Origin of the sequence: Treponema sp. OMZ 799 (genome assembly GCF_024181365.1) — a bacterium.
In the GTDB taxonomy this organism is placed as follows: Bacteria; Spirochaetota; Spirochaetia; order Treponematales; family Treponemataceae; genus Treponema_B.
The window spans coordinates 1,823,848-1,849,492 of record NZ_CP051301.1 but is presented as its reverse complement, the minus strand read 5'-3'; the positions used below and the strand labels follow the sequence as shown (position 1 = coordinate 1,849,492).

The 25,645-nt window shown below is 37.9% G+C and carries 21 protein-coding genes, 1 tRNA gene and 1 pseudogene; 20 read left to right on the top strand and 3 right to left on the bottom strand.

All coding sequences use genetic code 11. The features are described 5' to 3' along the window. A complete protein-coding gene (gene coaE / locus E4O04_RS08400; protein WP_253707302.1) occupies positions 1-630 on the bottom strand; it encodes a dephospho-CoA kinase in 630 nt (209 codons plus the stop codon). Then, a complete protein-coding gene (gene polA / locus E4O04_RS08395) occupies positions 630-3,377 on the bottom strand; it encodes a DNA polymerase I (protein WP_253707300.1) in 2,748 nt (915 codons plus the stop codon). Before polA ends, coaE begins: the two co-directional genes overlap by 1 nt. Positions 3,378-3,513: 136 nt before the next feature. On the opposite strand from polA, the gene citD reads away from it, so the two are divergent. The 18 genes from citD to E4O04_RS08305 all read left to right on the top strand — a co-directional run bounded on the left by citD (position 3,514) and on the right by E4O04_RS08305 (position 23,586). After that, positions 3,514-3,777 carry a citrate lyase acyl carrier protein gene (citD, locus tag E4O04_RS08390; RefSeq protein ID WP_002669237.1) on the top strand — a complete coding sequence of 88 codons (264 nt, stop codon included), beginning with the start codon at positions 3,514-3,516 and terminating at the stop codon, positions 3,775-3,777. Continuing rightward, complete coding sequence (locus tag E4O04_RS08385) at positions 3,767-4,636, top strand: HpcH/HpaI aldolase/citrate lyase family protein (protein ID WP_253687763.1); 870 nt, start codon at positions 3,767-3,769, stop codon at positions 4,634-4,636. The genes citD and E4O04_RS08385 overlap by 11 nt, the downstream gene beginning before the upstream one ends. Before the next feature lie 13 nt (positions 4,637-4,649). Beyond that, positions 4,650-6,146, top strand: a complete 1,497-nt coding sequence (gene citF, locus E4O04_RS08380; RefSeq protein WP_253707298.1) for a citrate lyase subunit alpha — start codon at positions 4,650-4,652, stop codon at positions 6,144-6,146. 67 nt (positions 6,147-6,213) lie between these two features. Next, positions 6,214-6,286, top strand: a tRNA-Thr gene (locus tag E4O04_RS08375). A 235-nt stretch (positions 6,287-6,521) separates the two neighbouring features. Further along, positions 6,522-7,379 carry a MurR/RpiR family transcriptional regulator gene (locus E4O04_RS08370; protein ID WP_253707297.1) on the top strand — a complete coding sequence of 286 codons (858 nt, stop codon included), beginning with the start codon at positions 6,522-6,524 and terminating at the stop codon, positions 7,377-7,379. A gap of 51 nt (positions 7,380-7,430) precedes the next feature. Then, positions 7,431-8,528 (top strand): 2-hydroxyacid dehydrogenase, encoded by a 1,098-nt coding sequence (locus E4O04_RS08365; RefSeq protein ID WP_253707295.1) that lies wholly within the window; start codon positions 7,431-7,433, stop codon positions 8,526-8,528. Positions 8,529-8,670: 142 nt separating this feature from the next. Beyond that, the gene (locus E4O04_RS08360; protein ID WP_253694753.1) at positions 8,671-10,014 is read left to right on the top strand and encodes a GntP family permease; all 1,344 of its coding nucleotides are present in this window, start codon (positions 8,671-8,673) and stop codon (positions 10,012-10,014) included. A 90-nt stretch (positions 10,015-10,104) separates the two neighbouring features. Further along, positions 10,105-11,676 carry an FGGY-family carbohydrate kinase gene (locus E4O04_RS08355; RefSeq protein WP_253707293.1) on the top strand — a complete coding sequence of 524 codons (1,572 nt, stop codon included), beginning with the start codon at positions 10,105-10,107 and terminating at the stop codon, positions 11,674-11,676. A 22-nt stretch (positions 11,677-11,698) separates the two neighbouring features. Further along, positions 11,699-12,535, top strand: a complete 837-nt coding sequence (locus E4O04_RS08350; protein WP_253707291.1) for a class II fructose-bisphosphate aldolase — start codon at positions 11,699-11,701, stop codon at positions 12,533-12,535. A gap of 45 nt (positions 12,536-12,580) precedes the next feature. Then, a complete protein-coding gene (locus tag E4O04_RS08345) occupies positions 12,581-14,332 on the top strand; it encodes a PHB depolymerase family esterase (protein WP_253707289.1) in 1,752 nt (583 codons plus the stop codon). 136 nt (positions 14,333-14,468) lie between these two features. Then, the gene (lpdA, locus tag E4O04_RS08340) at positions 14,469-15,830 is read left to right on the top strand and encodes a dihydrolipoyl dehydrogenase (protein ID WP_253707288.1); all 1,362 of its coding nucleotides are present in this window, start codon (positions 14,469-14,471) and stop codon (positions 15,828-15,830) included. A 198-nt stretch (positions 15,831-16,028) separates the two neighbouring features. Further along, positions 16,029-17,102, top strand: coding sequence for a glycine cleavage system aminomethyltransferase GcvT (gene gcvT / locus E4O04_RS08335; RefSeq protein ID WP_253707286.1), 1,074 nt, complete (start codon positions 16,029-16,031; stop codon positions 17,100-17,102). 58 nt (positions 17,103-17,160) lie between these two features. Continuing rightward, a complete protein-coding gene (gene gcvH / locus E4O04_RS08330) occupies positions 17,161-17,529 on the top strand; it encodes a glycine cleavage system protein GcvH (protein WP_253694759.1) in 369 nt (122 codons plus the stop codon). An 88-nt stretch (positions 17,530-17,617) separates the two neighbouring features. Next, the gene (gcvPA, locus tag E4O04_RS08325) at positions 17,618-18,922 is read left to right on the top strand and encodes an aminomethyl-transferring glycine dehydrogenase subunit GcvPA (RefSeq protein ID WP_253707285.1); all 1,305 of its coding nucleotides are present in this window, start codon (positions 17,618-17,620) and stop codon (positions 18,920-18,922) included. Next, a complete protein-coding gene (gcvPB, locus tag E4O04_RS08320; RefSeq protein ID WP_253707284.1) occupies positions 18,922-20,373 on the top strand; it encodes an aminomethyl-transferring glycine dehydrogenase subunit GcvPB in 1,452 nt (483 codons plus the stop codon). Before gcvPA ends, gcvPB begins: the two co-directional genes overlap by 1 nt. Before the next feature lie 121 nt (positions 20,374-20,494). After that, positions 20,495-21,433 (top strand): COG2958 family protein, encoded by a 939-nt coding sequence (locus E4O04_RS08315; protein WP_253707283.1) that lies wholly within the window; start codon positions 20,495-20,497, stop codon positions 21,431-21,433. A 475-nt stretch (positions 21,434-21,908) separates the two neighbouring features. Continuing rightward, positions 21,909-22,085 carry an AAA family ATPase gene (locus E4O04_RS08310; protein WP_253707282.1) on the top strand — a complete coding sequence of 59 codons (177 nt, stop codon included), beginning with the start codon at positions 21,909-21,911 and terminating at the stop codon, positions 22,083-22,085. After that, positions 22,057-23,586: an ATP-dependent nuclease gene (locus E4O04_RS08305; RefSeq protein WP_253707281.1), complete on the top strand. Its 1,530-nt coding sequence runs from the start codon at positions 22,057-22,059 to the stop codon at positions 23,584-23,586. Before E4O04_RS08310 ends, E4O04_RS08305 begins: the two co-directional genes overlap by 29 nt. A 225-nt stretch (positions 23,587-23,811) precedes the next feature. Here the strand turns inward: E4O04_RS08305 and E4O04_RS08300 are convergent. After that, a pseudogene (locus tag E4O04_RS08300) lies at positions 23,812-24,030 on the bottom strand (hypothetical protein); the annotation flags it as partial. Positions 24,031-24,237: 207 nt separating this feature from the next. Here E4O04_RS08300 and E4O04_RS08295 point away from each other — a divergent pair. Then, positions 24,238-25,206: a D-2-hydroxyacid dehydrogenase gene (locus tag E4O04_RS08295; RefSeq protein ID WP_253687775.1), complete on the top strand. Its 969-nt coding sequence runs from the start codon at positions 24,238-24,240 to the stop codon at positions 25,204-25,206. Between the two features lie 76 nt (positions 25,207-25,282). After that, complete coding sequence (locus E4O04_RS08290) at positions 25,283-25,636, top strand: hypothetical protein (RefSeq protein WP_253687776.1); 354 nt, start codon at positions 25,283-25,285, stop codon at positions 25,634-25,636. Positions 25,637-25,645 lie beyond the last annotated feature (9 nt).

Genomic DNA, 25,645 nt, shown 5'->3' with positions numbered 1-25,645 from the left:
TCAAAAACCTCTTTTTTTGATTTCCTGCAAAAGCTTTCTTTTTAAACTTGCAGTAGACCAAGAGTTCTTTACTACTATTGTATCGGCATTTAAAAAAAAGTATTGAGAAAAGAATTTCTTTTGTTTTGAAAATCTTAACCGAATATTTTTGAAAGGAAGCCTGTCCCTTTTTTTTGCCCTTATAAGACGCAAAATAAAGGGAGCATCTATGTACAATATAAAACGGCATTTTTTTATAAGGCTTGTCTTGTGAAGGGTAGGGGCGTTTAAAAGAATGGGTCTCTCAGGCCTTTCTGCAAAGGCTTTTTTAATCTCCTCCCATATTTTTTCTTCAATTATAGGAAGAATAAAATCTTCGTGTTTTTTTAATAGATCTTCATCTGAAAAAACCAAGAGGGCAAAGGCTTTTTTATCGATTCCCTTTTCCGTTTTTAAATCTATCCCGCGCTTTTCGGCTTCGGCTTGAAAGAGATTAAAAATTTCGTTTTCATGTTCTGCAAAAACATCTCTTGAAACAGCATCAGCATCTATGCAATAAAAACCGTACTCCTCTAAAATAGAGCTAGCCTTGTTTTTTCCTGAGCAAGAGGGGCCTGAAAGTCCTATCAAAATCGGTTGAGTACTGCCCATTAGTGGAATTCCCCCCAGCTCATTCCCGATTCTATGCTGACCCTTAGGGGTACTGAAAGTTTGATTACACCCTCCATTTTTTCTTTTACGAGGGCCATGACTTTTTCTCTTTCGCTTTCGGCAGCTTCTATTATAAGCTCATCGTGAACCTGTAAGAGTATGGCCGCATCAAGTTTTTGCTTTTTTAAGGCCTTATCGACTTCAAGCATGGCGAGTTTTACTATGTCGGCGGCAGAGCCTTGAAGGGGGGTATTTACCGCAATGCGTTCAGCCCCTGCCTTTTCTATCTTGTTCTTGCTGTTTATAGCCGGAAGATAGCGCCTCCTTCCCATAATGGTTTCAACATAGCCTCTTTTTTCGGCTTCTTGGCAGACTTGGGCCATAAAGCCTGACACTCCCGAATAGGTTGCAAAATATGCCTTTATAAACTCATCAGCCCTTTTGCGGGGAATTCTCAAAGAGGAGGCGAGACGGAAGGCACTCATGCCGTACATTACCCCGAAGTTTATAGTCTTTGCTATGCGCCTCATGTCTTGCGTTACATCCTTTATGTCTACTGCGAAGATTAAACTTGCAGTTTTGGCATGAACGTCTATACCCTTATTAAAGGCTTCTACAAGGTTTTGATCCTTTGAAAGATGGGCAAGGATTACAAGCTCAATCTGAGAGTAGTCGGCAGAGATAAGCCCCCGCCCCTTTTCAGCCTGAAAGGCCTCCCTTATCCTCCGCCCCTCGTTTCCGCGTATGGGAATGTTTTGTAAATTAGGGTCACGGCTTGAAAGGCGGCCTGTGGCGGTTCCTGTTTGAATAAAACTTGTGTGGATTCTTCCGTTTTTATCGGTCATCTTTGGAAGGGTATCGGTGTATGTGGATTTTAATTTTGCAAGAGCCCTGTAATCCAAGATTTTTGCAGGCACAGGGTCTTCGGAAGCAAGGCTTTCGAGTACCGAGGTATCGGTAGAGTAGCCCGTCTTAGTTTTTTTGCCGGGAGTGAGCTTTCTTTCTTCAAATAATACTTCTTGAAGCTGTTTGGGCGAAGCTATATTGAACTCATGACCTACGAGTTTATAAATATCCTTTTCGCATTCTTCAAGTTCTTTTCCTAATTCTTTTGAATAAGCATCAAGTTCTTCTCCCTTTAAAAAGATGCCCTTTATTTCCATCTCGGTTAAAAGTTTTGTAATGGGCATTTCAAGGTCAAAAAAGAGCTTTTCCAAATTATTCTTTTTTAAGAGGGGGAAAAATTTATTATAAAATTTAAGTGTTATGTCCGCATCCTCTGCAGCATAGGGGCAGGCTTCATTTAGCGGAACATCCGAAAAGTTTTGCCCGGCCTTTACAAGCTCCTTAAACCTTATTGTTCTTAAACCCAAAACACTTTCTGCAAGCTTATCCATTCCGTAAGAAGAGCGGGCAGGATCCAAAAGCCATGCGGCTATCATTGTGTCAAAAAGATTTGCCGAAATACCTTTTACAAGGTTTGAGCAAAGCGCCGCCTGAATGTCGAATTTTCCGTTATGCATTATGAGGGTTATCTTTGAATCAAAGAGCTTTGATACGGCCTTTTGGGCATCCTTAAAGGCTATGAGCTTGGGAGCCTCCTCTCCAAGTTCAGGGAGAGGTGCTTTTAAGGGAAAGTAATAGGCTTCTCCTTCTTTTATAGCAAGGGAGAAGCCGCAGATTTCTGCATTTAGAGGATCTTCGCTTGTGGTTTCACAGTCATAGGCCGCAAGACCTTGTTTTACGGCCTCGTCTATGATTTTAAAAAGCTCTTCTGCCTCGTCCACAAGTTTGTAATCACCCTTGTTTTGAGGAAGGGAGATTTCTTCACCTGCACCTAATTCTTGCGGAAGCATCTCGAGAGGTGCTTTTTCGGTAATAATTTTTTCGGAATAGAGCTTTGCAATATTGGGAAGCTCTTCGTTTATAAAAAGACGGGCGGCTGCTTCATAGTCCATTTGGGAAGTAGAGTAGGCGTTTAAATCTTTTTCGATAGGTACATCGAAGCGGAGTTTTATGAGATCTTTAGAAAAATAAGCCGCTTCCTTTCCTGTTTCTATCTTTGTTTTTAAGGCTCCTTTTAAGTTTTCTGTATTTGCATAAATGCCGTCGAGGGTTTTGTACTCTTCGAGGAGCTTTACGGCCGTTTTCGGACCTACCCCCTTTACTCCGGGAACATTGTCGGCCGTGTCGCCTATGAGGGAGAGTAGATCCAACATTCCGCCGGGATAAACTCCCCATTCTTCTTTTACGTTTTCGGCTCCGAAGCCTTCCCAAGCCTTAATCTTCCCCGGCTTTAACATGGTTGTGGTTTTTGAAACCAGCTGCATTAAGTCCTTATCGCCCGAAATAATCACACATTCACGCCCTTCCTTTTCTGCGAGGGCTGATATTGAAGCGATTACGTCATCTGCCTCAAAGCCGTTACAGCGGACTGCGGGAATTTTAAAGATTTTTAAAATTTCTTCTATTTTGTCGATTTGAGCATGGAGGTCATCGGGCGTTTTATCCCTTGTGGCCTTGTATTCTTTGTACATCTCGTGCCTAAATGTGGGCGTAAGGGAATCTAGGGCCGTAACAAAGAGCTTAGGATTGTATTCGGTAAATATGGAATGAAGGCTTTTAAAAAAGCCGAATATAGCCGAAACGTTTTCGCCCTTACCGTTTGTAAGAGGTCTTGAAATAAAGGCAAAATAAGAGCGGTAAATAAGAGCATAGGCATCCAAAACATAGATTGTATCTTTCATAAATTAAGACCTCCGTTAGAGGGGAATTATACTATGTAAGAGCCATTAAATGCAAGCTGTATTGTTTTTCCCAAGATTGACTTATTCTTTTGATATTGCTATAATACTCATCATATAAAATTTTTAAGGGGTATCTATGCAAATAAAACGAGAAGCGGTTTGCGGAACACTCCAATCAAATGATTGCCTTGTCCGTATTGTTCCTTCCGAAAAACTTGAACTTGACTTAAAAAGCTCTGTTTTAAACGAATTCGGTGCACAGATAAAAAAAACGGTGCAGGAAGTATTGGATGAGTTTGAAGTAAAAAATGCCAAGCTCTTTATCGAAGACAAGGGTGCCTTAGATTGTACAATCAAGGCCCGTGTAGAAACAGCATTGAGGCGCGCAAATGAAAAATAGAAGAAGTATGCTTTTTATGCCCGGCAATAATCCGGGAATGTTGGTATCAGCCGATATTTTGGGAGCGGATTCCATCATTTACGATTTGGAAGATGCCGTCTCCCTTGATGAAAAAGACTCGGCCCGTACTCTGGTGCGGAATGCTCTTTCCTTTTTAAAGTTTACCCATTCCGAAATCACTGTAAGAATAAACCCCATCGACTCCCCTTATTGGGAAAAGGACTTGGAGGCAATTATTCCCGTTCTTCCGGACGGAATCGTAATTCCTAAGGCCTCTGTCGATGCAGTTCATTCGGTAGAACAAAAAATAAACGAGATAAAACGTGAGCATAAGATAACAAAAGATTTCAGCTTTCTTATGCTTGTAGAATCTGCCCGCGGAATTATGGATGTAAATTCTATAGCCAAGGCTTCACCGCTAATTCAAGGCCTTCTTTTAGGCGGAGAAGACTACTCCGTAGATATGGGAATTCAGAGAACCCGTCTTTCAAAAGAACTGGAATACGCCCGCTTTAGTTTGACGACTGCCGCCCATGCCTACGGCTTGGACTCTCTCGACACCCCCTTTACCGATGTAGAAGACTTCGAAGGCCTAAGGCTCGATACAGCCTTTAGTAAGAGCATAGGCTTTTCAGGCCGCTTGGTTATAAATCCCCGTCAGGTTGAAGAGATTCATAAAATATTTTCTCCTTCCGCTGCCGAAATTGAAAGAGCCCAAGCTATTTTACAGGCAGCAGAAGAGGCTAAGCAAAAGGGCTTAGGCGTATTCAGCTTTAAGGGAAAGATGGTTGACCTACCCGTTATCAAGAGGGCTCAGGCTCTTTATGATTCGGCTAAGAACTGGGGCTTAATAAAATAAGGAGGAAAAGGATATGAATAACATACTTGGAAGAGAAGGCTTAGACAATCCTTTTAAGGGAGCCTTTGTAAATAAAAAAAATGCAAAATACGAGCTTACAAAGAATGTGAAGCCCGTATTTGGGAAGACCTTATCCTCCGCCCTTGATGAGCTTAAACTCCATGACGGAATGGTTATAAGTTTTCATCATCACCTTAGAAACGGCGACTATGTTCTTGACATGGTAATGAGGGAAATCCAAAAAAGAGGAATCAAAGATTTAACCGTAATGGCTTCTTCAATTTTCCCCTGCCATGAAATTTTGGTTGAACTTATGGAAGACGGAACGGTTACGCAGCTTATGACCTCTTATATGTCGGGCCCCGTTGCCAAGGCTGTAAGTTACGGTAAGTGTAAAAAGCCCGTGATTATGACCACCCATGGCGGTAGACCCAGAATGATTCTGGAAAAAGAGGTTACCATAGATGCAGCCTTTTTGGCATCTCCTTGTGTAGACGATCAAGGAAATATTTCGGGCTCTGAAGGAAAGTCGTTTTGCGGCTCCCTAGGTTATGCCGCAGCCGATGCACAGATGGCAAAAAAAACTATTGCTATTACCGATACAAGAGTTTCAAAGGTTAAAAGGCCCGACATCGAAGGCCGCTTTGTAGACATGGTTGTTGAGGTAGACAGGATAGGAGACCCTGCAGGCATCGTAAGCGGAACAACTCAGATTACAAAGGATCCTATCGGCTTGAAAATAGCCCGCGACTGCCGCACCTTGATTGAACATTCGGGGCTTTTTAAAAACGGATTCAGTATGCAGACAGGGGCAGGCGGTATTTCTCTTGCAGTTGCAGATGAAATGCACCGTGCAATGAAAGAAAAAAATATAAAGGGAAGTTTCGGCTGCGGCGGAATTACAGGCTATTTTGTAAAGATGCTTGAAGAAGGGCTTTTTGAAAACCTTTACGATGTTCAGTGCTTCGATCTTTCAGCCGTAGATTCCACCGAAAAAAATGCAAATCATCACAAGATTTCGGCCGATCTTTATGCAAACCCCAATAATCCCGATCACGTTGCAGGAAAGCTTGATGTCGTTATCCTCGGTGCGAGCGAAATAGACTTGGACTATAACGTAAACGTAACTACAGGTTCTGACGGTATAATATTGGGAGGTTCGGGCGGACATGCCGATACGGCAGCCGGAGCTAAGCTTTCGATAATAGTTTCAAAGCTATTTAATGCCCGCATTTCTTGCCTTGTAGACAAGGTACGCACGGTAACCACTCCCGGAGAAACAATAGACGTTTTTGTTACGGATAGAGGTATTGCAATTAATCCGCGCCATGCAGATTTAATCAAAAAATTAAAATCCGAAACAAACCTTGAAATTAAAACTATCGAAGAATTAAAGGAAATTGCAGAATCCTTTACAGGCAAGCCTCAAGTTAAGCCCCGCTCTGCTGAGGTAGTGGGAATAAGCACCTACCGCGACGGCACTGTTTTGGACGTAATAAACAAGGCTTAAGCTAAAAATTCTTCCTATTGACTTTTTTGTTGATTTTTGGTAAAGTTTCTTTATCAAAAATCAACATGCCAACTTAGCTCACCCGGCAGAGCAGCACCCTCGTAACGTGCAGGTACTCGGTTCAAGTCCGAGAGTTGGCTTTTTTTTATTTCTAAATAGTTTTTTCTTTTCATTAATAATCAGCTAAATCATTGAAAATTTTAAATAAACCGCAAGGGGCGCGGAGGGGGAATATTTAAAGTGATTTAAAAATCCCTGATTATATTCGTAAAATTTAAATTTTAAAAAAAAACTTGACAGGAAAACTTCGCAATGGTATAATTAAATCGTAGTAAAACTACGATTATGTTCAAAACCATAAACTGGAGTAGCGGTGTGGATATTTATGATACGGATATTTTTTTGCTTATAAAAACTAATTATGCCATTTTGAGTAAAGGACAAAAACAGGTTGCCGATTATGTTTTACAAAACACGTCAACTGTTATGCTTTCTTCTATAGCTGCTTTGGCAAAAGAATGCAAGGTTAGCGAAGCAACCATAATGAGGTTTTTAAGAAAAATCGGCTATCATTCTTATCAAGTTTTCCGAGTTAAACTAGCTCAAATTTACAGCGGAAAACATAATAATCTTTATAATGAAGAAATTCAAAATGAAGACAGCAGCGAAACCGTTATAAAAAAAGTTATTGCAGATATCGGAACTGCAATTCAACAATTACTTACACTTAATAGTACTTCTCTTTATCTTGAAGCGGTAGATGCCATATTAAAAGCAAAAAAAATATGTATATTTGGAGCAGGTTCTTCGGGTTATGTGGCCGGGGACTTGTATCACAAATTGCTAAGATTCGGTTTAAATGCCGTAACAAGTGAGGACTCTCATATACAGGCAATTCATTGTGTTCATATAGATAAAAACGATTTACTGATTTTGATATCCCACTCCGGAGAGACACTTTCGTTAATCGACTGTTTGCAAAATGCAAACCGTTTAGGTGCAAAGGTAATGTCAATAACAAGTTTTCCTAACAGCAGTTTGGCAAATAAAAGTGATTTAACTCTTCTTAGTTGTTCCAATGAAACGAAATTTAGACCGGATGCTCAAAAAAGTAGAATTCTACAAGTGGTTATTACCGATATTTTGACGGTATTTATTGCTGCAAGGTTAAAAGAACAGGGAAAAAAGAATATATATGGTTCACAATTGGCTGTTGCCAAAATGAAGAAATAGCTGAGGTAAACTGTTAAAACAGTTTTAAAAATATTTTGAAAGGAGAAGAAGATGGCTAAGATGATTAAAAAAATTGCGATATTGGGAGATGCAATGATTCCCAATCCTCTGTTTGAAGCTGCATACAATAAGATTCTAAAATCTTATTGTAAGGAAGTTGTTTATGGGGAGTATGAAAGCGTTTGGGCAAATCTACAAGACAGAAGACTTAAGGTCGAACAAAATGGGCCCGAAATCGAAGAGGTCGATCCTGTATTGGCTTCAGGCGGGAAAGCTAATGACAGCGAGATGGTGTTGGGGCTTTTTCAGCCTATGAGTAAAAAAATGATGGATCAAATGCCTAGTTTAAAAATTATAGGAGTTTGCCGTGCCGGAGTTGAAAATGTCAATGTAGAAGCTGCTACAAAAAAGGGAGTTCTTGTTTTCAATGTTCAAGGCCGAAATGCTGAGGCTGTAAGTGATTTTACGATTGGATTGATATTAAGTGAAATACGAAATATCGCCAGAGCTCATTTTTCTATTAAAAATAAAGAATGGAGAAAGGTTTTTTCTAATTCAGATAACGTGATGGAGTTAAAAGGAAAAACTATCGGCTTGATCGGATTCGGTTATATCGGTCAGCTTGTGGCAAAAAAATTATCAGGCTTTGATGTAAATGTAATTGCTTACGATCCCTATATCAAAGAAGAAGTTGCAAAAAAACTCGGAGTAAAATTAGTCGAAAAAGAAGAACTTTTTAAAACTTCGGATATAGTTTCTGTTCATGCCAGGTTATTACCTTCCACAAAAGGTATAATTGACAAAAAAAGCATAGATTCTATGAAGAAAACGGCCATCTTTATTAATACCGCTCGTTCAGGCTTGGTTGATTATGATGCCTTAGCCCTTGCTCTTAAAGAAAAGCGAATTTTAGGGGCTGCATTGGATGTTTTTGAATCCGAGCCTCTTGAGGAAAATAATCCTTTAATGGAGCTTGATAATGTTACATTAACTACACATATAGCCGGAACTACCAGTGAAGTTTTAGCAAACAGTCCCGGTTTGTTAATGAACGATATTAAAAATATATTGGAAGGAGGTAATAGTAATTTTATTGTTAATCCTGAAGTTTTGGACAATGCTGAATTTAAAGCTTGGTTAAAAAATTAAGAGGATTAAGAAGGTGTGTTAAATCTTATGTGTCAAAAATATATACTAAGATTTAATTTAAAAACGAATAACCTTTTCCCTTACTGTGTGCGTTTTGTAAGGGAAAAGGCACAATACTCATAATTTTCAAGAGGAGAAAAAAATGGTATCAGGAACATTATTGTTATTAATTTTTTTATTGTCAATAGGGCTTATTTTATTGTCTATTATCAAATTTAAATTAAATCCGTTCATTACATTATTGGTTGCCGGAATTTTAACGGGACTGATGGTTAGGATGCCTATGGGACAAATTCCAAAGGTTCTTTCGAGCGGGTTTGGCGGCACTTTAGGCGGAATAGGTATAATTATTGGTCTCGGTGTTGTATTGGGACAGTTACTTGCCGAGGCAAATGCTACAGATCAAATTGCCGATTCTTTGTTAAAAAAGACAGGCAATAAAAAAGCTCCTTTAGCAATGAATATAGCAGGCTTTTTGATTTCGATTCCGGTATTTTTTGATGCGGCCTTCGTTATTTTTGCGCCGCTTATTAAACAGCTGTCAAGAAAAACAAAGATGCCGTATATTACCTATCTTACATCCTTGGTTATCGGTTTAATTGTAACCCATGCACTAGTAATACCTACTCCCGGACCTGTTGCTGTTGCTAATGCCATGGGTGCGGACTTCGGAATATTTTTATTATATTCTCTTTTGGTGTCCATTCCGGCTGCTTTGGTCGGCGGATATTTTTTCGGTTCTTTCCTCGGAAAGAAAAACCCTGCAGTTGCAGAGCTGTCAACTGAAGAAGAAAAATATGAATCCCATGCCGATAATCGTCCCGGTATAGGTTTATCTTTGACAGTCTTGTTGCTCCCCGTAGTTTTGATTCTTTTAGGTTCTATTTTATCATTGGTAATAAAAGGAGATAGCGCTTTTAAGTCTTTTTGGACTTTTGTAGGTGATAAGAATATTGCTTTAACGATAGCCGTCCTTTTTGCCATGATTGTTTTAAAGCCTTATATAAAAAGGAGTATTACAGACGTATTTATAACAGCTATAGCACAGGCCGGTATGATTTTTATGATAACAGGAGCCGGCGGAGCTTACGGTAATATGATTAAGGCTACCGGTATTGGAGATTTTTTGGTAGGAGCTTTCCAAGATGTAAGAATGCCTATGATTCTTTTAGGCTTTTTGTTAAGCCAGATTTTGCGGGCTGCAACAGGTTCAACTACCGTTGCCCTTGTTACAACCTCTGGAATTTTAGGTTCTGTGGCAGCAGAAATGGGCTTGTCGCCGATCCTGATAGGTCTTGCTATTTGTGCCGGAGGTATAGGACTATCACTTCCCAACGACAGCGGATTCTGGGTTGTATCTCGATATGGAAATCTATCTGTACCGAATACAATGAAGGCTTGGACTTTGGCAGGAACCATTGCAGGCGTAACAGGATTAATCTGTGTAATTATTTTAAGCTTTATTCCTCTGCCTGGTTTGATGTAAACCCTTAATTTAGCTGCAACAAAAGTTTATTACTTCTGTTGCAGCTTTTTAGACAATGCGTAATACTACGTTTTTACCTTGGATTATAATATGGAAAAAATAGAAACAATTGTGGCTTTGGATATCGGAACATCCAGCATTCGAGCTATACTTTATAACCTTGCAGGTGAAGAACTTTTTTCCTCGCAGGTAAAATATAGCCCCGTTTTTTATAACGATGGGCGTGTAAGACAAAGCCCTACCAGCTGGGGCTTGTCTTTGATGCTTGTTTTGGGCAAATGTGCTCAAATTATAAATGAAAATCATTATAAGAATCTCGCTATCGCCGTTACTGCACAAAGAGCTTCGGTTCTATGTATGGATGAAAAAAATAATGTTATGGGCGATGTTCTTATGTGGCAGGAAAAAACTGCTTATGCAGAAATAGATAAAATAGTAAAGGAAATTTCTGAAGCCGATATATATAAAATTACGGGTCTCAGAGCCGATTCTTATTTTTCAATGCCGAAAATCCTTTGGTTAAAACATCACGAGCCTGATATTTTTTATAATACCTATAAATTTTTAGGTATTCAAGATTATGTTATTTTCCAACTGACCGGAAAATATATAACGGATCATTCTCAGGCATGCCGCACTATGATGATGGATATAAAAACTTGTGAATGGAATGAAGACCTTTTAAAGATCGCCTGTATCAGCAAGGATAAATTGCCTGAACTGGTTTCTCCCGGAAACGTTGTAGGAAAAATTAGTATTGATACGGCTATGATGACCGGGTTAAATCCCGAAACAGCCGTTGTAATTGTAGGCGGAGATCAGCAAACAGCAGCTATAGGTATGGGAGTTATCAATGAAGGCTCTATAGAGGCAAATACGGGAACAGGCGCTTTTCTAATAACCCATACCGATAAGCCCGTTTTTCATCCTGAGCGTAAAACACTTTGCTCAGCCTCCGTTATAAAAGGTAAGTGGGTTGTAGAAGCCGGAATTCTCACAGGAGGAGCCTTGTATCATTGGTTTGGTAAAGAATTTGTACATAGTGAAGCAGCTTCTCCAACAATGGTAGATTATCCGACCTTGGATAATTTGGTCAAAAGTTCACCTGCAGGAGCAAACGGTATTGTTGCCTTACCTCATTTTAAAGGAGCTGCTGCACCTTTTTGGGATCCATATGCAAAAGGCGTTTTTTTTAATTTGACATTAGCCAATACAAGGGCCGATATGGCAAGAGCCTTACTTGAATCTGTGGTTCTGGATATGGGTGAAAATCTTAATCTTATTCAAAGTTTAGTATCTTCAAAATTCCGTGAGGTTATTGTTGCAGGAGGTTTAACTACACTTGATATATACAATCAAATTCAAGCGGATGTATTTAATCTCCCGGTAAGGATGCCGCCGACGGTGGAGGCTACAGCAAAAGGAGCTTTAATTTGTGCAATGGTAGCTTTAGGTATAGAAAAAGATCACATAAGTGCTTTTTCAAGAGTGGGGAGTGTGAATGAAAAAATTTTTAATCCTATTAAAAATAATGTTACACTTTACGAAAAAACTTTTGAATTCAGAGATAAGCTCTATAACACATTGGAAAATGGGAATATGTATAAAGAATCTTTTGATTATAATAATTATTTAAGAGATTTAATAAAAAACGATGGATAAAATATTTTTATGGGGGTATTCAATGATAACTAATTTAAAAAAATTGCTTTTAAACAGCAAAGGCGGAATTGCTTCTTTTAATACTGTTGATTTAGAAATGGCAAAAGGCTGTATCTTGGCCGCGGAAGAGCTTGATCGGCCTATTGTTATGGGTGTCGCATCAAGACATTGGGAAATCTTGGGAGGAAAAATCTTTTTGGCCTCCTTATTGGCTATGGTAAAAGAAGCTAAAGTTCCTATTGCATTGCATTTGGATCATGCTAAACCGGACCAACTCGATATGATTAAAGAAGCTATAGAAGGCGGTATGACTTCCATTATGATTGACGGGTCTACCTTGCCTCTGAAGGAAAATATAGAAATTACAAAAAAAGTTATAGAAATTTGCCATCCTTTGGATATCAGTGTAGAAGCTGAATTAGGAGCTATCATTGGAGATGAAGGAATTGCCAATTTGGTTGACTCATCCAAAACAAAAAAATATACCGATCCTAAGGATGCTGAATTTTTTTGTCAAGAAACAGGAGTTGAGGCACTTGCAATTGCAGTAGGCACAGCTCATGGATTGTATAAGGATCCCCCTAAGCTACAGCTTGAGTTAATTTCTGAAATACATTCTGTAGTTGGAGAAACTTTTTTAGTTTTACATGGGGCAACCGGTATACCGGATGAAGCCATAAAAGAGTCTGTAAAAAGAGGAATTAGAAAAATTAATTTCTTTTCCGGTCTTTTGCAGGAATCAATGAATACCGTCCGTTTAGTTGAAGATGGAGATAATGATTATGTAAAATTGAGAAAGGCTATTAGAGAGACTTGTAAAAATACGGCTAAAGAAATTATTGCTCTTTACAATTGCTGATTATAAGCCTGTTTTTGTAATCATTTAAGGTTTATGGAGGTATCTATGAAAAGAAGTTCTTTTAGTTTCATTATTTTATCATTTGTTTTAATTTTATTATCTTGTGTGAGCAATAATGGGAAAATAATTAATGAGGAATTAAAGCCGAATAATTTAGTATTTGAAGCAAAACAGATAACCGAATTTAAGAGTGGTAAAACTCTTACTTATAAGTACTATTGTCCTAAGACTGAAAAAGACAAAAAGAAAACTTATCCATTGGTTGTAATGGCAGGAAATTTTTTTGATGACTATCTGATTGATGAACTTACAAAAAAAATTAACGGCAAAAAGGAAAATGTCAGTTATATTTTACTGGAAAATACTGACCCTAATTCTTTAATTGCTGTTATAAATGATTTTAGATCTATGAACTATCCTATTACGGATGATATGATTTACCTTATTGTAAATAATACAAATACCAAATTTATTCCAAAAATAAAGCTTAATTATGAAGCCTTATTTGCCAATATAATTATTTTAGATATTACAAAAATTGAAGAATCCATTGATAAATTATTGGCTATAAGACGAGGTATTATCTATAATGCAGTCTTAAAATCGCAAAATATTTTATCTTCTGATGAAGATTCTAAATTGGCTGTTGACGGTAAATCAGATACCATTTGGACCGATAGTAAAAAAACTTTGGAAATAGTTTTTGGGTTTGATAAGATCATGAAGATCAGCAGATACAGAATCGATAGTATGCAGCCTATGGGAGCTATAAAATTTGAAGTGTTTATTGGCAATAAATGGCAAACAGCAGATAATTATACTAATAATACAACAAATGTAATTGATCGCTGTGTACCAACAATCGAAGCCGATAAAGTTAGATTGGTATTTACAAATAAAGAGCTTGCCATAAAAGAAATAGAAATTTTTGCAGAATACAAAATAACGGAAAAATATAAAGTTTCAGAATTTAATTATAAGGGCGTAAAATTACCATACAGACTCTTTATACCGCAAACATTAAAACAGCATACTAACATTCCTTTGGTGGTCTTTTTACATGGAAGCGGTCAAAGAGGCTCTGATAATAGGCAGACTTTAGGTGTAACTAAGGCTGAAGGAGCTCTTATTTGGGCTTATCCTGAAAACCAGAAAAACTATCCCTGCGTAGTTTTGGTTCCGCAAATAGATAAAAACCAACTATGGAGAGATAAAGACGTTATGGATGCTTTCTTTAAATTAGTAGAAGACTTGCAAAAAACTTATCCTAACATAGACAAAGATAGGATTTATGGCACGGGCTTATCAATCGGAGCAGAAGGGTTGGCAAATATGTCAATTGTAAAGCCCGATTTTTTTGCGGCCATGCTACTTGTTGCCGGAGGTCCAAATAATCCGGTGGGAGGCGGTCCTGCTGTAGAAGAAACTGTTGTACCTAATGTTGCCAAATTTGCTAATATCCCGATGTGGGAAATGCAGGCATTTGACGATAATATCAGAAACATAAAGCTGACTACTAAAATGATAAATGCCTATAGAGACCTAGGTTTTAATCCTAAATTTACGGTTTATCTTCCGGGAGAGACTCATAAAGCCGCAACTAATGCTCATAGTTCTTGGTTGTTGGCATATAAGGATAACAGGATCTTTTCTTGGCTCTTTAAACAAAATAAAAATAACAGGCTTGCTCCTTTTCCCCAAGCTGTAAGCCGCATTCCTCAACTTACTGATGAGGATATATTAAAATTAGCAGAGCCGGGTAAGAATTATGTAGACTTTGATAAAGTTTTTAAATAATAAGGGAAAAGTCCAGTGAATATAAATTATCGTCTTTCAAAGCAAAACTCCCCTTGCTTTTATTAAGGTCATCGTGTATACTTTACAAGATAAAAATATAATGCTTAAAAATTTTAAGCTGCTTTAGGAGATTAGTATGTATGATTTAATTGTTTTGGGCGGAGGCCCGGGCGGTTATGTTGCTGCCATAAAAGCAGGGAGGGCAGGGTTAAAAACCGCTCTTATCGAAAAAAACAGGCTGGGAGGAACCTGTCTAAATAAGGGCTGTATTCCTACAAAATACCTTCTTCATACAGCCGAAGTATTCGGCAGCTTTGCCGAAAACGACCTGGGTCTTTCAGGTGAAAACTTAAAATACGACATAAACTCCATCTACGAGAAAAAAAATGCCATTATAGATAAACTTGTAGGCGGAATCGAAAAAATAATCGAAAATGCCGGGGTCGATTTTTTTAACGACGAAGGCAAAATCACTTCAAAATCTTCCGTCAATGTAGACGGAAAAGAACTTGAGTTTAAAAATCTTATAATCGCAACAGGCTCTTCCGTATTCGCTCCTCCCATAGCCGGAATCGAAACGGCTTTAACCTCAGACGATATTTTGGGAAAAGAACCTGTCGATTTTAAGAGCGTCATCATAATCGGAGGCGGCGTTATCGGTGTAGAATTCGCTACAATGTATGCCAATTTAGGAAAAGAAGTAACCATCGTAGAACTTGAAAAAACAATCCTTCCTCCCTTTGACAGGGATATAGCCATGCAGCAAGCCCTTGTTCTAAAAAAGAAGGGTGTAAAGATAATAAACGGTGCCATGGTTACCAAAATCGAAAAAACAGGCTGTACCTTCACGCTTAAAGAAAAAGAAGAACATATTACAGCCGATGCCGTAATCGTATGTATCGGCCGAATTGCAGAAATAAAAGACATCGGCCTTGACTCTGCCGGAATTGAGCATGATAAGAGAGGCATAATCACAGATGCCTGCATGAAAACAAATGTCGACGGTATCTATGCTATAGGAGATGCCGTAAAGGGAAACGTAATGCTTGCCCACAATGCCGAAAATCAGGGCCACCTTGTTGTCGAAAATATTGTAAACAATACCAAACATGAAAAGCAAGACGTTATTCCTTCCTGTGTATACTCCACACCTGAGATTGCAGGTGTAGGTCTTTCGGAAAAAGAGGCGGAAGCTAAGGGCATAGCCGTAAAAATCGGTAAGGTTCCCATGGGTTCAAACGGAAAATCGGTGCTTTCCGGCTTGGATGTAGGCTTTATTAAGGTTCTCTTTGATCAAGAAGACAGGCTTGTAGGCTGTCAGATGATGTGCGATTCGGCTACAGATATGATAGGTGCTATCGGAACTCTTGTAACAAACAAGGCAAAGAGGGAAAATATCTTAAAATCCATGTATCCTCATCCGACGGTAGTAGAAGCATTCTATGAAGCAGTAGAAGATGTCGAAAAGTCGGCTACCCACATGATTTATAAAAAATAATCATAGTAGATTTTTAGAAATAACCTGACGGCAAGGCTTATTTTGGCTTTGCCGTTTTTAATCAAAACAATATTTTTTTATATATTTCCTATTGCTTTTATTGAATATCTGGTATACAATATAATCGGTAATTCGTAATGGTTGTTAATTATCAATTACAAATTACCAATTACAAATTAATAAAATTGGAGGAATAAGATGAAAAGAACACCTTATTATGAAACTTTGCTCGCCAAAGGCGGCAAGTTTGTTGAGTTCGGCGGATATGAAATGCCTATTCAATTCGCCGGTATCTTAAAGGAGCATCTTGCTGTACGCAACAATGTAGGACTATTCGATGTTTCGCACATGGGAGAGTTCTATATTGAAGGTGATAATGCCGAAGCTGCCGTAAATGCTCTTATTACGAACGACATTAGGGGAATGGCTGACGGAGACGTCCGCTATACTCTTATGTGCAACGAAAAGGGCGGAATTGTCGATGACTTCCTTGTTTACCGCTATAATCAAAAGAAATTCCTCTTGGTTGTAAATGCAGGAAACCACGACAAGGACTATGACTGGGTAAAAAAATATTTGGATAAGAGCGTTACCTTTACAGACCGCTCGCCTGAAATTGCCCAGCTTGCAATTCAGGGCCCCAATGCTCCTGCCTTGGTAAAAAAGTTTATTGATGCTTCAGCAATGCCCTCCGCTTATTACACATTTAAAACCTTCCAATGCCCCAAGGGAGAAGTAATCGTTTCTCAGACCGGTTATACCGGCGAAGAAGGCTACGAAATCTACTGCCCCAAAGAATGGGCTATCGAGCTTTTTGATCAGGTTATGAAGGCCGGAGAAGAGTTCGGAATCGAGCTTTGCGGTTTAGGCTGCCGGGACACATTGCGCCTTGAAGCCGGAATGCCCTTGTACGGCCATGAAATGACTGAAGAAACCTTGGCTACCGAAGTAACCTTAAAACCCTTTATCAAACTTGAAAAAGAAGACTTTATCGGCAAAAAAGCTCTCGAAGCCAATGAAGCCAAAAAAATCAGAAAAGGCTTTAAGATGATTGACCGCGGTATTGCACGGGATCACGACAAGGTCTTCTTAGGAGATAAGGAAATCGGTTATGTTACCACAGGAACTTCTTCGCCCTCGTTAAAAGTCGGTATCGGACACATGAGAATTGACCGAGGAATTAAAGATGAAGAAGTCTTTATCGAAGTACGCGGTAAAAAGCTCAAGGCTAAAATTGTACCTACAAGCTTTTTAAAAGAAATTAAGGGTTAATTAAAAAGGTTTTATAAGTTTTTACCAAAAACTTAAAAATATAAAATAGGAGTTAGATATGGAAATTAAAGAAGATGTAAAGTATTTGGAATCACACGAATGGTTCAAAAAAGAAGGAAACATCGGTATCATCGGTATCAGCGATTATGCTCAAGGTGAAATGGGCGATGTCGTATTCATCGAGCTTCCTGAAGTAGGAGATGAAGTTACAGCCGACAAGGCCTGTGCTACAGTAGAATCGGTAAAGGCCGTTTTCGAAATCATCAGCCCCATGACGGGAAAAGTCGTTGAAATAAACGAAGACCTCTTGGATGCTCCCGAAAAAATCAATGAAGATGCTTTCGGTGCATGGTTCTTTAAGGTAGAACTTAAAGGAGAGTCTTCAAAATTGATGGATGCAGGTGCATACAAAGGTCTCTGCAAGTAGTATTTGTAAGTAGACTTGATAAACAGTAGGGCAAAAACTGCCTCGCTGTTTATCTTCAAGTTTTGCCTTATTTTAATTAGGAGGGTTTATGTCTAACTATATTCCTCACTCCGCTGAGGAAACAAAAGAGATGCTTGATCTCATCGGCGTAAAATCGATTGACGATTTATACGGCTTTGACTGCAAAGACTGTAAAACGGTTGATGTAGGCGAGGGGAAGACTCAAGCACAAGTCGAAAAGTTCTTTCAAAATTTAAGCAGTGAAAACACTGTCTTTAAATCTATATTACGAGGTGCCGGAGCTTATAACCACTATGCCCCAGCAGCTGTAAGGCACATGGCTTCCAGAGAGGAGTTCTTAACAGCCTACACACCCTATCAGCCCGAAATGAATCAGGGCGAACTTCAAGCAGGTTTTGAATATCAGTCTATGATTTGCGAACTTACCGGAATGGATGTTTCCAATGCCAGCGTTTATGACGGAGGCACGGCAGTCGCAGATGCTATAGTTATGTCGTTGGGACGAAAACAAAACAAGGTTTTAATTTCCGAATGTGTTGAACCCAGCTCAATCGAAATTGCTAAGACCTATTTAAAACACAGCGGTGTCGAATTTGTAATGATTCCGAAAGACGGTTATAAAACCGATATTTCAAAGATTAAGGATCTTTTGGATGAAACAGTCGGAGCCGTTATTATGCAGCAGCCCAACCGCTTCGGTACAATCGAAGACTGTGAAGCTGTAGGAAAAATGGTAGAAGGCACCAAAACCCAGTTTGTAATGAGCTGCAATCCTATTTCTTTGGCAATCCTAAAAACGCCGAAAGAATGCGGTGCTTCAATTGCTTTGGGTGAAGGACAAGCCTTAGGTCTTCCTCTTGGAGCAGGCGGCCCCTATCTAGGCTTCCTTTCTACAATCGAAGACAATATGCGAAAAATCCCCGGAAGAATCATCGGACAGTCAACCGACCATGACGGAAGAAGAGCCTTTGTTCTAACTCTTCAAGCCAGAGAACAGCATATCAGACGCGAAAAAGCAAGCTCAAGTATCTGTTCTAACCAAGCTCTTTGTGCTTTGAGGGCTTCTATGTTTATGACCGCCTACGGAAAAGAAGGATTAAAAACCGTTGCAAATGTTTCCGTAAGCAATGCCCACTATTTTGCCGATGAGCTTAAAAAAATCGGTTTAACCGTAAAAAATAACGGCGAGTTCTTCCATGAGTTCGTAACGGACGGAAAGGGAAAGGCCGATGCAATTCTTTCAAACCTTGAAAAAAACGGTGTTTTAGGCGGTTTAAAGATTTGCGATGATGCCATTCTTTGGTGCACAACCGATGTTCTTTGCAAATGCGACCTTGACAAGGCCGTAAAAATCATTAAGGAGGTATTGTAATGAGCGAATTGATTTTTGAAAAATCCGTAAAGGGTCATAAATTTGCCGAAGCAAAATTAACCGTACCCGAATACAAACTTGATTCAAAATATTTAAGAGCAAGCGATGCAAAACTTCCTGAAGTTTCGGAACTTGAATTTGTCCGCCACTATATGGAATTAAGCAAGAGAACTCACGGCGTAGATAACGGCTTTTATCCCTTAGGTTCTTGTACAATGAAGTATAATCCTAAGCTCAATGAAGAAGTTGCCGCTCTTCCGAACTTTACCAATATTCATCCCTTGCAGCCTGAACACACAATGAAGGGCTGTGTTGAAGTTATGGGTGATTTAGGTAAAAAGTTAGGTGAAATTACCGGTATGGATGCCTTCTCCCTCCAGCCCTCAGCAGGTGCTCACGGAGAATTCACAGCCCTTTTGGTAATCCGAGCCTATCACGAAAAACGCGGCGATCATGCCCGAAACAAGATCTTGGTTCCCGATTCGGCACACGGTACAAACCCTGCCAGTGCTGCAATGGTCGGATGCGAAATAGTAAACATTCCTTCAGATAAAGACGGAAACGTCGATATCGAAGAATTAAAAAAGACTGTAGGAAACGATACGGCAGCCCTCATGCTTACAAACCCGAACACCCTCGGTCTCTTTGAAACCCATATCAAAGAAATTGCCGAAATCGTTCACAAGGCAGGCGGCTTATTGTACTATGACGGTGCTAACCTTAACGCCATCATGGGAAGAGTAAGACCCGGAGACATGGGTTATGACATAGTTCACTTGAACTTGCACAAAACCTTCTCAACTCCCCACGGCGGAGGCGGTCCCGGAAGCGGTCCTATCGGTTGCAAAAAGTTCCTTGAAGAATTCTTGCCGGTTCCTGTAGTTACAGGTTCTGACGGAAGCTACAAGTTAGACTATAACCGCCCGTATTCAATCGGAAGGGTTAGAAACTTCTATGGAAACTTCCTCGTATTCTTGCGTGCCTATGCCTATATCTTAACTCTCGGAAGCGAGGGCATAAGGGAAAGTTCAGGCTATGCCGTCTTAAATGCAAACTATCTAAAGAAAAAGCTTGAAAAAGAATATGAAGTTGCCTTTGACAGAACCTGTATGCACGAGTTTGTTCTCACCCTTGACAAGATCAAGGAAGAGACAGGTGTAAGTGCTCTTGACATAGCTAAGGGCTTAATCGACGACGGTATCCATCCGCCGACGATGTACTTCCCGCTCATCGTACACGAAGCCTTGATGTTTGAGCCTACGGAAACTGAAAGCAAGTCCACATTGGACTTTACAGCCGAAGTTATGATCAAACTCAAAAAAGAAGCTTATTCAAATCCCGAAAAGCTTCACGGCTATCCCTACACACGCCCCATCGGCCGCGTAGACGAAACAAAGGCAGCCCGAGAACCTGTTTTAAGGTACAAGGCTTGCTGCTGTGACTGTAAATAAACAGTATTGAAGCTTTATCCCCCTCTAAAACTGATGTTTTTAGAGGGGGATTTTGTATGCTATTAGATTTATTTGATTATGGAAAAGGAATAAGATGGAGAAACAATATACTTTTTTTGATTTGATTATAGAAGTTTTTGAAAAAGTAAAAAAACCAATGACGCCGGAAGAAGTTTGGGAAAAGGCAGTTGAGTTTTCTTTCGATAAAAAATTAAAAAGCTCCGGTAAAACTCCGGCTGCTACATTAGGCGCAAGATTATATGTAGATGCCAAAGAAAAGGGCGAAAAAAGTACTTTTGTTCAAGTTTCAAAGCGTCCTTCAAGATTTATTTTAAGAAGTTTAAATATAAGCGGAACCGAAATAAAAAAAGAAATCGAGAAAAAAGAAAATTTAGAATTAAAACAAAATAATGAAAGTAGTTTTAATGAGAGAGATTTACATCCTCTTTTAGTTAAATATGTTTATTCAAATCCGCATTTTAATTGTTATACAAAAACTATTTATCAGGAAAATTCGGTAAAAAGAGTAAAAGGAGCTAATGAATGGCTTCATCCTGATTTAGTAGGTGTTTATTTTCCGTTTAAAGATTACTCAAAAGAAACAATGAAACTTCAAACATCATTGAATGTAAATTCTATAAAATTATTTTCTTTTGAAATGAAAAAGCATATAGATTATTCTAACTTAAGACAGTATTTTTTTCAGGCTGTTTCAAATTCAAGTTGGGCTAATGAAGGGTATTTAGTTTGTTTGAAAATAGATGAAGATCCCAATTTTAAAAATGAACTTCAAAGATTATCTAATGCTTTTGGAATTGGAGTGATAAAGCTTAATACAGAAAGCATAAGTGAATCCGAAATAATTTGTAATGCTAGATATAATGAAAATATAGATTGGGATACTTTGGAAAGGCTTTCAGAAGATAATCCTGATTTTAATAAATTTATATCTGATTTAACTGAAGATATTGCTTTAGGAAAAGTAAAAAGTTCCTATGATAAAGTAATACCTGATGACAAATTGGAAAACTATTTGAAAGAAAAAAATATTATTTACTAAATTACCAAAATCGGTAAAGAACTGTCATAATTTTTTATGAATAAATGATTAAGAAACTTTTGTAGACAAACTCTACCGCAAAACCGCCTTTCCCGACGATGCCGCCCGCACCGCTTTTTTGTTCGAGCTCTACTTAAAGAAAACGGAAGGGCTGCTTGCAGGGAAGAAGCGGGGACGGGGGTAGAAAGGATGGAAATCGGTTTTAATAAAAAGCCTATCCTAATGCTCCGTATGAGATCAAGGTATCGTTATGTATAATTTACTTCCGTAATAGGGCATATATTACGGCTACAATATGTGACCTATTACAGCTACAATAGGACACCTATTACGGCCGTAATCGATGACCTGTTTCAGCACTAAACGAGATGGTCTCGTGAAAATACTATAAAATTGATTTTCGTGGAACAGATAGTAGAAATATAGCTGATGTTTTTGTATAATATGCTTATAAATTTTTATAAGGAGTTAAAGGATGAAAATAAAACGTATTACTATTAAAAATTTCAGAGGATTAAATGGCGGAGAAAATTGTATTGATTTTAATGAATCAGATATTATATTTTTGATTGGTAAAAATAATGCCGGAAAATCAAGTTATCTGGCTGCTTATAAATTTTTTGTTGATCCAAAAAAAGTTTGCCCGACTTGAGGATTTTTACAATCATGATGAACATAATAATATTGAAATAGAAGCTATATATACAGTTACGCCTAATGTTGATTCTAAAGATACCGGACTTAATAAAGCTGATCCTGATTGGATTAAAAAATGGGTAACAAGTGAAAGTGAAATTCGTATTAGAAAGATATTGCGAGCAAGTGGTAGTGAGGGGCAAAAACAAACTTACGATCCCTTAGCAAAAGAATATAAAGATGGTGGTTTTGGAGGCTTTGATACACTGTTAAAAAAATATTCACCTGAAGCTATAGATATTATGGCAGTCTTAACCATTGAAGAGCTAGAAAAAAATATAAATGATATAATTAGTAAAAATCATATTAAAAAATTACAGACAGATTATTCTGATGTGTATGACGAACTTATGAAAAAAATTCAACAACTAAAAAATGATATATCAAATGCAGATGATATAACAGAGTTAAATGACAAGATGAATATTTTCTTTTCTGAAGTATTTTCTAAATTTAAACTTTCTGTATATCCTATACCCGAGGAAGGAACTGATTTATCAAAAATGTTGAAATCTACACATGGCTTAAAAGTTCAGGAAGATGAAAAAACAAATTTAAATATTGATCTAAAAATGAATGGACATGGATTAATACGCCAAGCTTTTTTCAGTTTTTTATCGACATATCAAACTAAGATTGAAGCAATATCGGGAAAAGAGAAACAATATTTAATTCTCTTTGAAGAACCGGAATTATATATGCACCCGGAAGCTATATTGTCCTTACGAAAACAGTTATATGCTCTTGCAAAAAATAGTCCATATCAACTTTTGTGTGCAACGCATTCGCCTATGATGATAGATTTAAATGAGCATCATGCCTCTCTTGTACGTCTGGTAAAAGATGATAACACAGGAAAAACAAAAACATATCAAGTCCATTTTAATGCATTTTCTGATGATGACAAAGAGAAATTACAAATGGTAAATAGATTTAATCCCCATATTTGTGAATCTTTTTTTACTGATAGCGTAATACTGGTTGAAGGTGATACAGAAGCTGTTATTTATAGAGAGTTAATAAATAAGTATTATACGCCAAATAAGTATTTCGTTTTAAATACTGGCTCAAAAGCTAATATCCCCTTTTATCAAAAAATACTGACTCACTTTGGAATTAATCATGTAATTGTTCATGATTGTGACAAAAAAACAACTAAGACAGGAAATACCAATCCTATGTTTACTTTGAATAATACAATATGGGAACAGATAGAGGAGTCAAACAGAAAATATCCGAATATTGCTCGGCGATTTGTTCATTATTTAAATTTCGAGGAAGCACATAATTATAAGCATGATGATGCAAAAGGAAAGCCTTTATCAGCTTTTCAATTTGCAACTTCCATTACTAAAGATGAAAAATATCCGTGTATTAAATTCTTAAATGATTTATTTACTGCTAATAGTATTAATATTTCCCAAAGCGAATTATTAAATCTGTATAACGAGAGTTAATAAATGAAGTCAATGCATCTTTTTAAATAATTATAGGGGAGATATTTATTAGTGTACACTTTCTCCAACACATAGACTTATCTACTTTTTTACGATATAATATTCGGTGTAATGAGGAGTTTATTTTATGATAATAAAAGGCATCTTACCCATAGTTGAACAAGAATTACGCGATGAATGTGGCTTTAAATTTACCATATCCCCGCATTTATAAGAAATTTGATTTTATAATGCTTCTATTTCTTTTAAGCTTAAGCCTGTTCCTTCAGCTATTTTAGAAATATCAAAACCAAGCCGTTTAAATGCTGCTGCCGTTTCCAGAGCTTTTTTGTATGAGCCTTGTTCAATTCCTTCAGCAAAGGCGATTTCTCGTTCTTCGGCACGCTGTACGGCTATATCGGTTTCATAATCATATTCGGCTAGTAACATATTTAATACCTCCTTCTTTCAATTTGTAATGGGTAATTTAATTACGCATTACGCATTCTTCATTACAAATTAAATTAACGGTAAACTCAAGATTATTATCCGCCTCTCCTAACTGTTTGTATTATAGCATATATTATAATTTTTTGTAAGCTGTCTTATGCCAAAACTAGCTCTTGACGAATTCGGAAAAATATGGAATTATAAATATACTGAGGTGCTTTTATGAGTGAAAAATTAAATTTGGTTATTCTTGACGGGTTTACTTCCAATCCCGGAGACCTTTCTTGGGACGCGTTAAAAGCTGTTTCAAATCTTACAATATACGATAAAACAAGTGCGGATGAGCTTATTGAAAGGTGTAAGGAGGCCGATGCCGTTCTTACAAATAAGGTTGCTTTTTCTAAAGAAACAATGGACGCCTTGCCTCGTCTTAAATATATAGGGGTCTTGGCTACAGGCTACAATGTTGTAGATATCGAAGCTGCTAGGGCTAAAAATATCTGTGTAACAAATATTCCATCGTACAGCACGGACAGTGTGGCCCAACTCGTTTTTGCTCTTATTTTTCATTTTTATTGGCGTGTAAAAGAGCACAGTGATGAGGTTATGGCCGGAAAATGGACTTCTTCTCCTCATTTTTGCTATCACAGTTTCGATATAAGGGAGCTTTCCGATAAAACCCTAGGAATTGTCGGCTTCGGCAACATAGGTCAAGCTGTCGCAAAAATTGCCCTTGCCATGAACATGAAGGTAATCTACTTTAACCGCTCGGCAAAAACCCTCAAGGGCTTGGAAGAAGCAAAACAGGTTTCAATCGATGAGCTTTTTTCTTCTTCCGATATAATAAGCTTAAACTGCCCTTTAACTGAAGAAACAAAAGAAATCGTAAATGCAGATTCTTTAAAAAAAATAAAAAAAACTTGTATTATAATCAATACCGGAAGGGGCCCTCTTATAAACGAAAAAGATGCAGCTGAGGCTTTAAAAGAAAAGAGGCTTGCAGGACTTGCCTGCGATGTTTTGAGCTCAGAACCTCCGGCTAAGGATAATCCCTTGTTTAGAGCTCCTAACTGCATTATAACGCCCCACATAGCCTGGCAAACCTTTGAGGCAAGGGAAAGACTGATAAAAACAGCTGCCGATAACGTAAAAGCCTTTATTTCCGGTAAAGAAATAAACAGAGTAAATTAGATTTTATTCCCCTGTTGTCTTTATTGAAAATTTATGTTACTGTTCTTTTGAGCGAAGCTCTTATAAGGATTTTTATATGAACTGGAAACTTATTTATTTTTTATTGATAGTATTGTTTTTAGGCTTATTTGCAGGCTTTAATATGAAGAATTCTTGCGATGTTTCTTTGATTTTTTATACATTTGAAAATATACCTGTTTATGTAAGCAATATTTTTTCGTTTTTAATAGGGCTTATATTAACCATTCCTTTTTTCTTCGGAAGCAAAAAGAAAAAAAATAAGCAGCCTAAAGAAATAAAGGAAACCCTTACTGCAAGTGACGGTACCGGAATAAATACCGTAGATTTAAAAAAGCCTAAAAAATCATGGTTTAAGCGCAAAAAAGAATCTAAACCTTCAATGAGCGATACTAATTCTGAAATTAAATGAGGTAAAAAG

Excerpts from the sequence above, each read along its gene's own strand:
- gcvH (WP_253694759.1), top strand. The coding sequence starts at position 17,161 with ATGGAAATTAAAGAAGATGTAAAGTATTTGGAATCACACGAATGGTTC.
- E4O04_RS08360 (WP_253694753.1), top strand. The coding sequence starts at position 8,671 with ATGGTATCAGGAACATTATTGTTATTAATTTTTTTATTGTCAATAGGG.
- E4O04_RS08350 (WP_253707291.1), top strand. The coding sequence starts at position 11,699 with ATGATAACTAATTTAAAAAAATTGCTTTTAAACAGCAAAGGCGGAATT.
- coaE (WP_253707302.1), bottom strand. The coding sequence starts at position 630 with ATGGGCAGTACTCAACCGATTTTGATAGGACTTTCAGGCCCCTCTTGC.
- polA (WP_253707300.1), bottom strand. The coding sequence starts at position 3,377 with ATGAAAGATACAATCTATGTTTTGGATGCCTATGCTCTTATTTACCGC.
- E4O04_RS08365 (WP_253707295.1), top strand. The coding sequence starts at position 7,431 with ATGGCTAAGATGATTAAAAAAATTGCGATATTGGGAGATGCAATGATT.
- E4O04_RS08295 (WP_253687775.1), top strand. The coding sequence starts at position 24,238 with ATGAGTGAAAAATTAAATTTGGTTATTCTTGACGGGTTTACTTCCAAT.
- gcvT (WP_253707286.1), top strand. The coding sequence starts at position 16,029 with ATGAAAAGAACACCTTATTATGAAACTTTGCTCGCCAAAGGCGGCAAG.
- E4O04_RS08355 (WP_253707293.1), top strand. The coding sequence starts at position 10,105 with ATGGAAAAAATAGAAACAATTGTGGCTTTGGATATCGGAACATCCAGC.
- citD (WP_002669237.1), top strand. The coding sequence starts at position 3,514 with ATGCAAATAAAACGAGAAGCGGTTTGCGGAACACTCCAATCAAATGAT.
- citF (WP_253707298.1), top strand. The coding sequence starts at position 4,650 with ATGAATAACATACTTGGAAGAGAAGGCTTAGACAATCCTTTTAAGGGA.
- E4O04_RS08290 (WP_253687776.1), top strand. The coding sequence starts at position 25,283 with ATGAACTGGAAACTTATTTATTTTTTATTGATAGTATTGTTTTTAGGC.
- E4O04_RS08310 (WP_253707282.1), top strand. The coding sequence starts at position 21,909 with ATGAAAATAAAACGTATTACTATTAAAAATTTCAGAGGATTAAATGGC.
- gcvPB (WP_253707284.1), top strand. The coding sequence starts at position 18,922 with ATGAGCGAATTGATTTTTGAAAAATCCGTAAAGGGTCATAAATTTGCC.
- gcvPA (WP_253707285.1), top strand. The coding sequence starts at position 17,618 with ATGTCTAACTATATTCCTCACTCCGCTGAGGAAACAAAAGAGATGCTT.
- E4O04_RS08345 (WP_253707289.1), top strand. The coding sequence starts at position 12,581 with ATGAAAAGAAGTTCTTTTAGTTTCATTATTTTATCATTTGTTTTAATT.
- lpdA (WP_253707288.1), top strand. The coding sequence starts at position 14,469 with ATGTATGATTTAATTGTTTTGGGCGGAGGCCCGGGCGGTTATGTTGCT.
- E4O04_RS08385 (WP_253687763.1), top strand. The coding sequence starts at position 3,767 with ATGAAAAATAGAAGAAGTATGCTTTTTATGCCCGGCAATAATCCGGGA.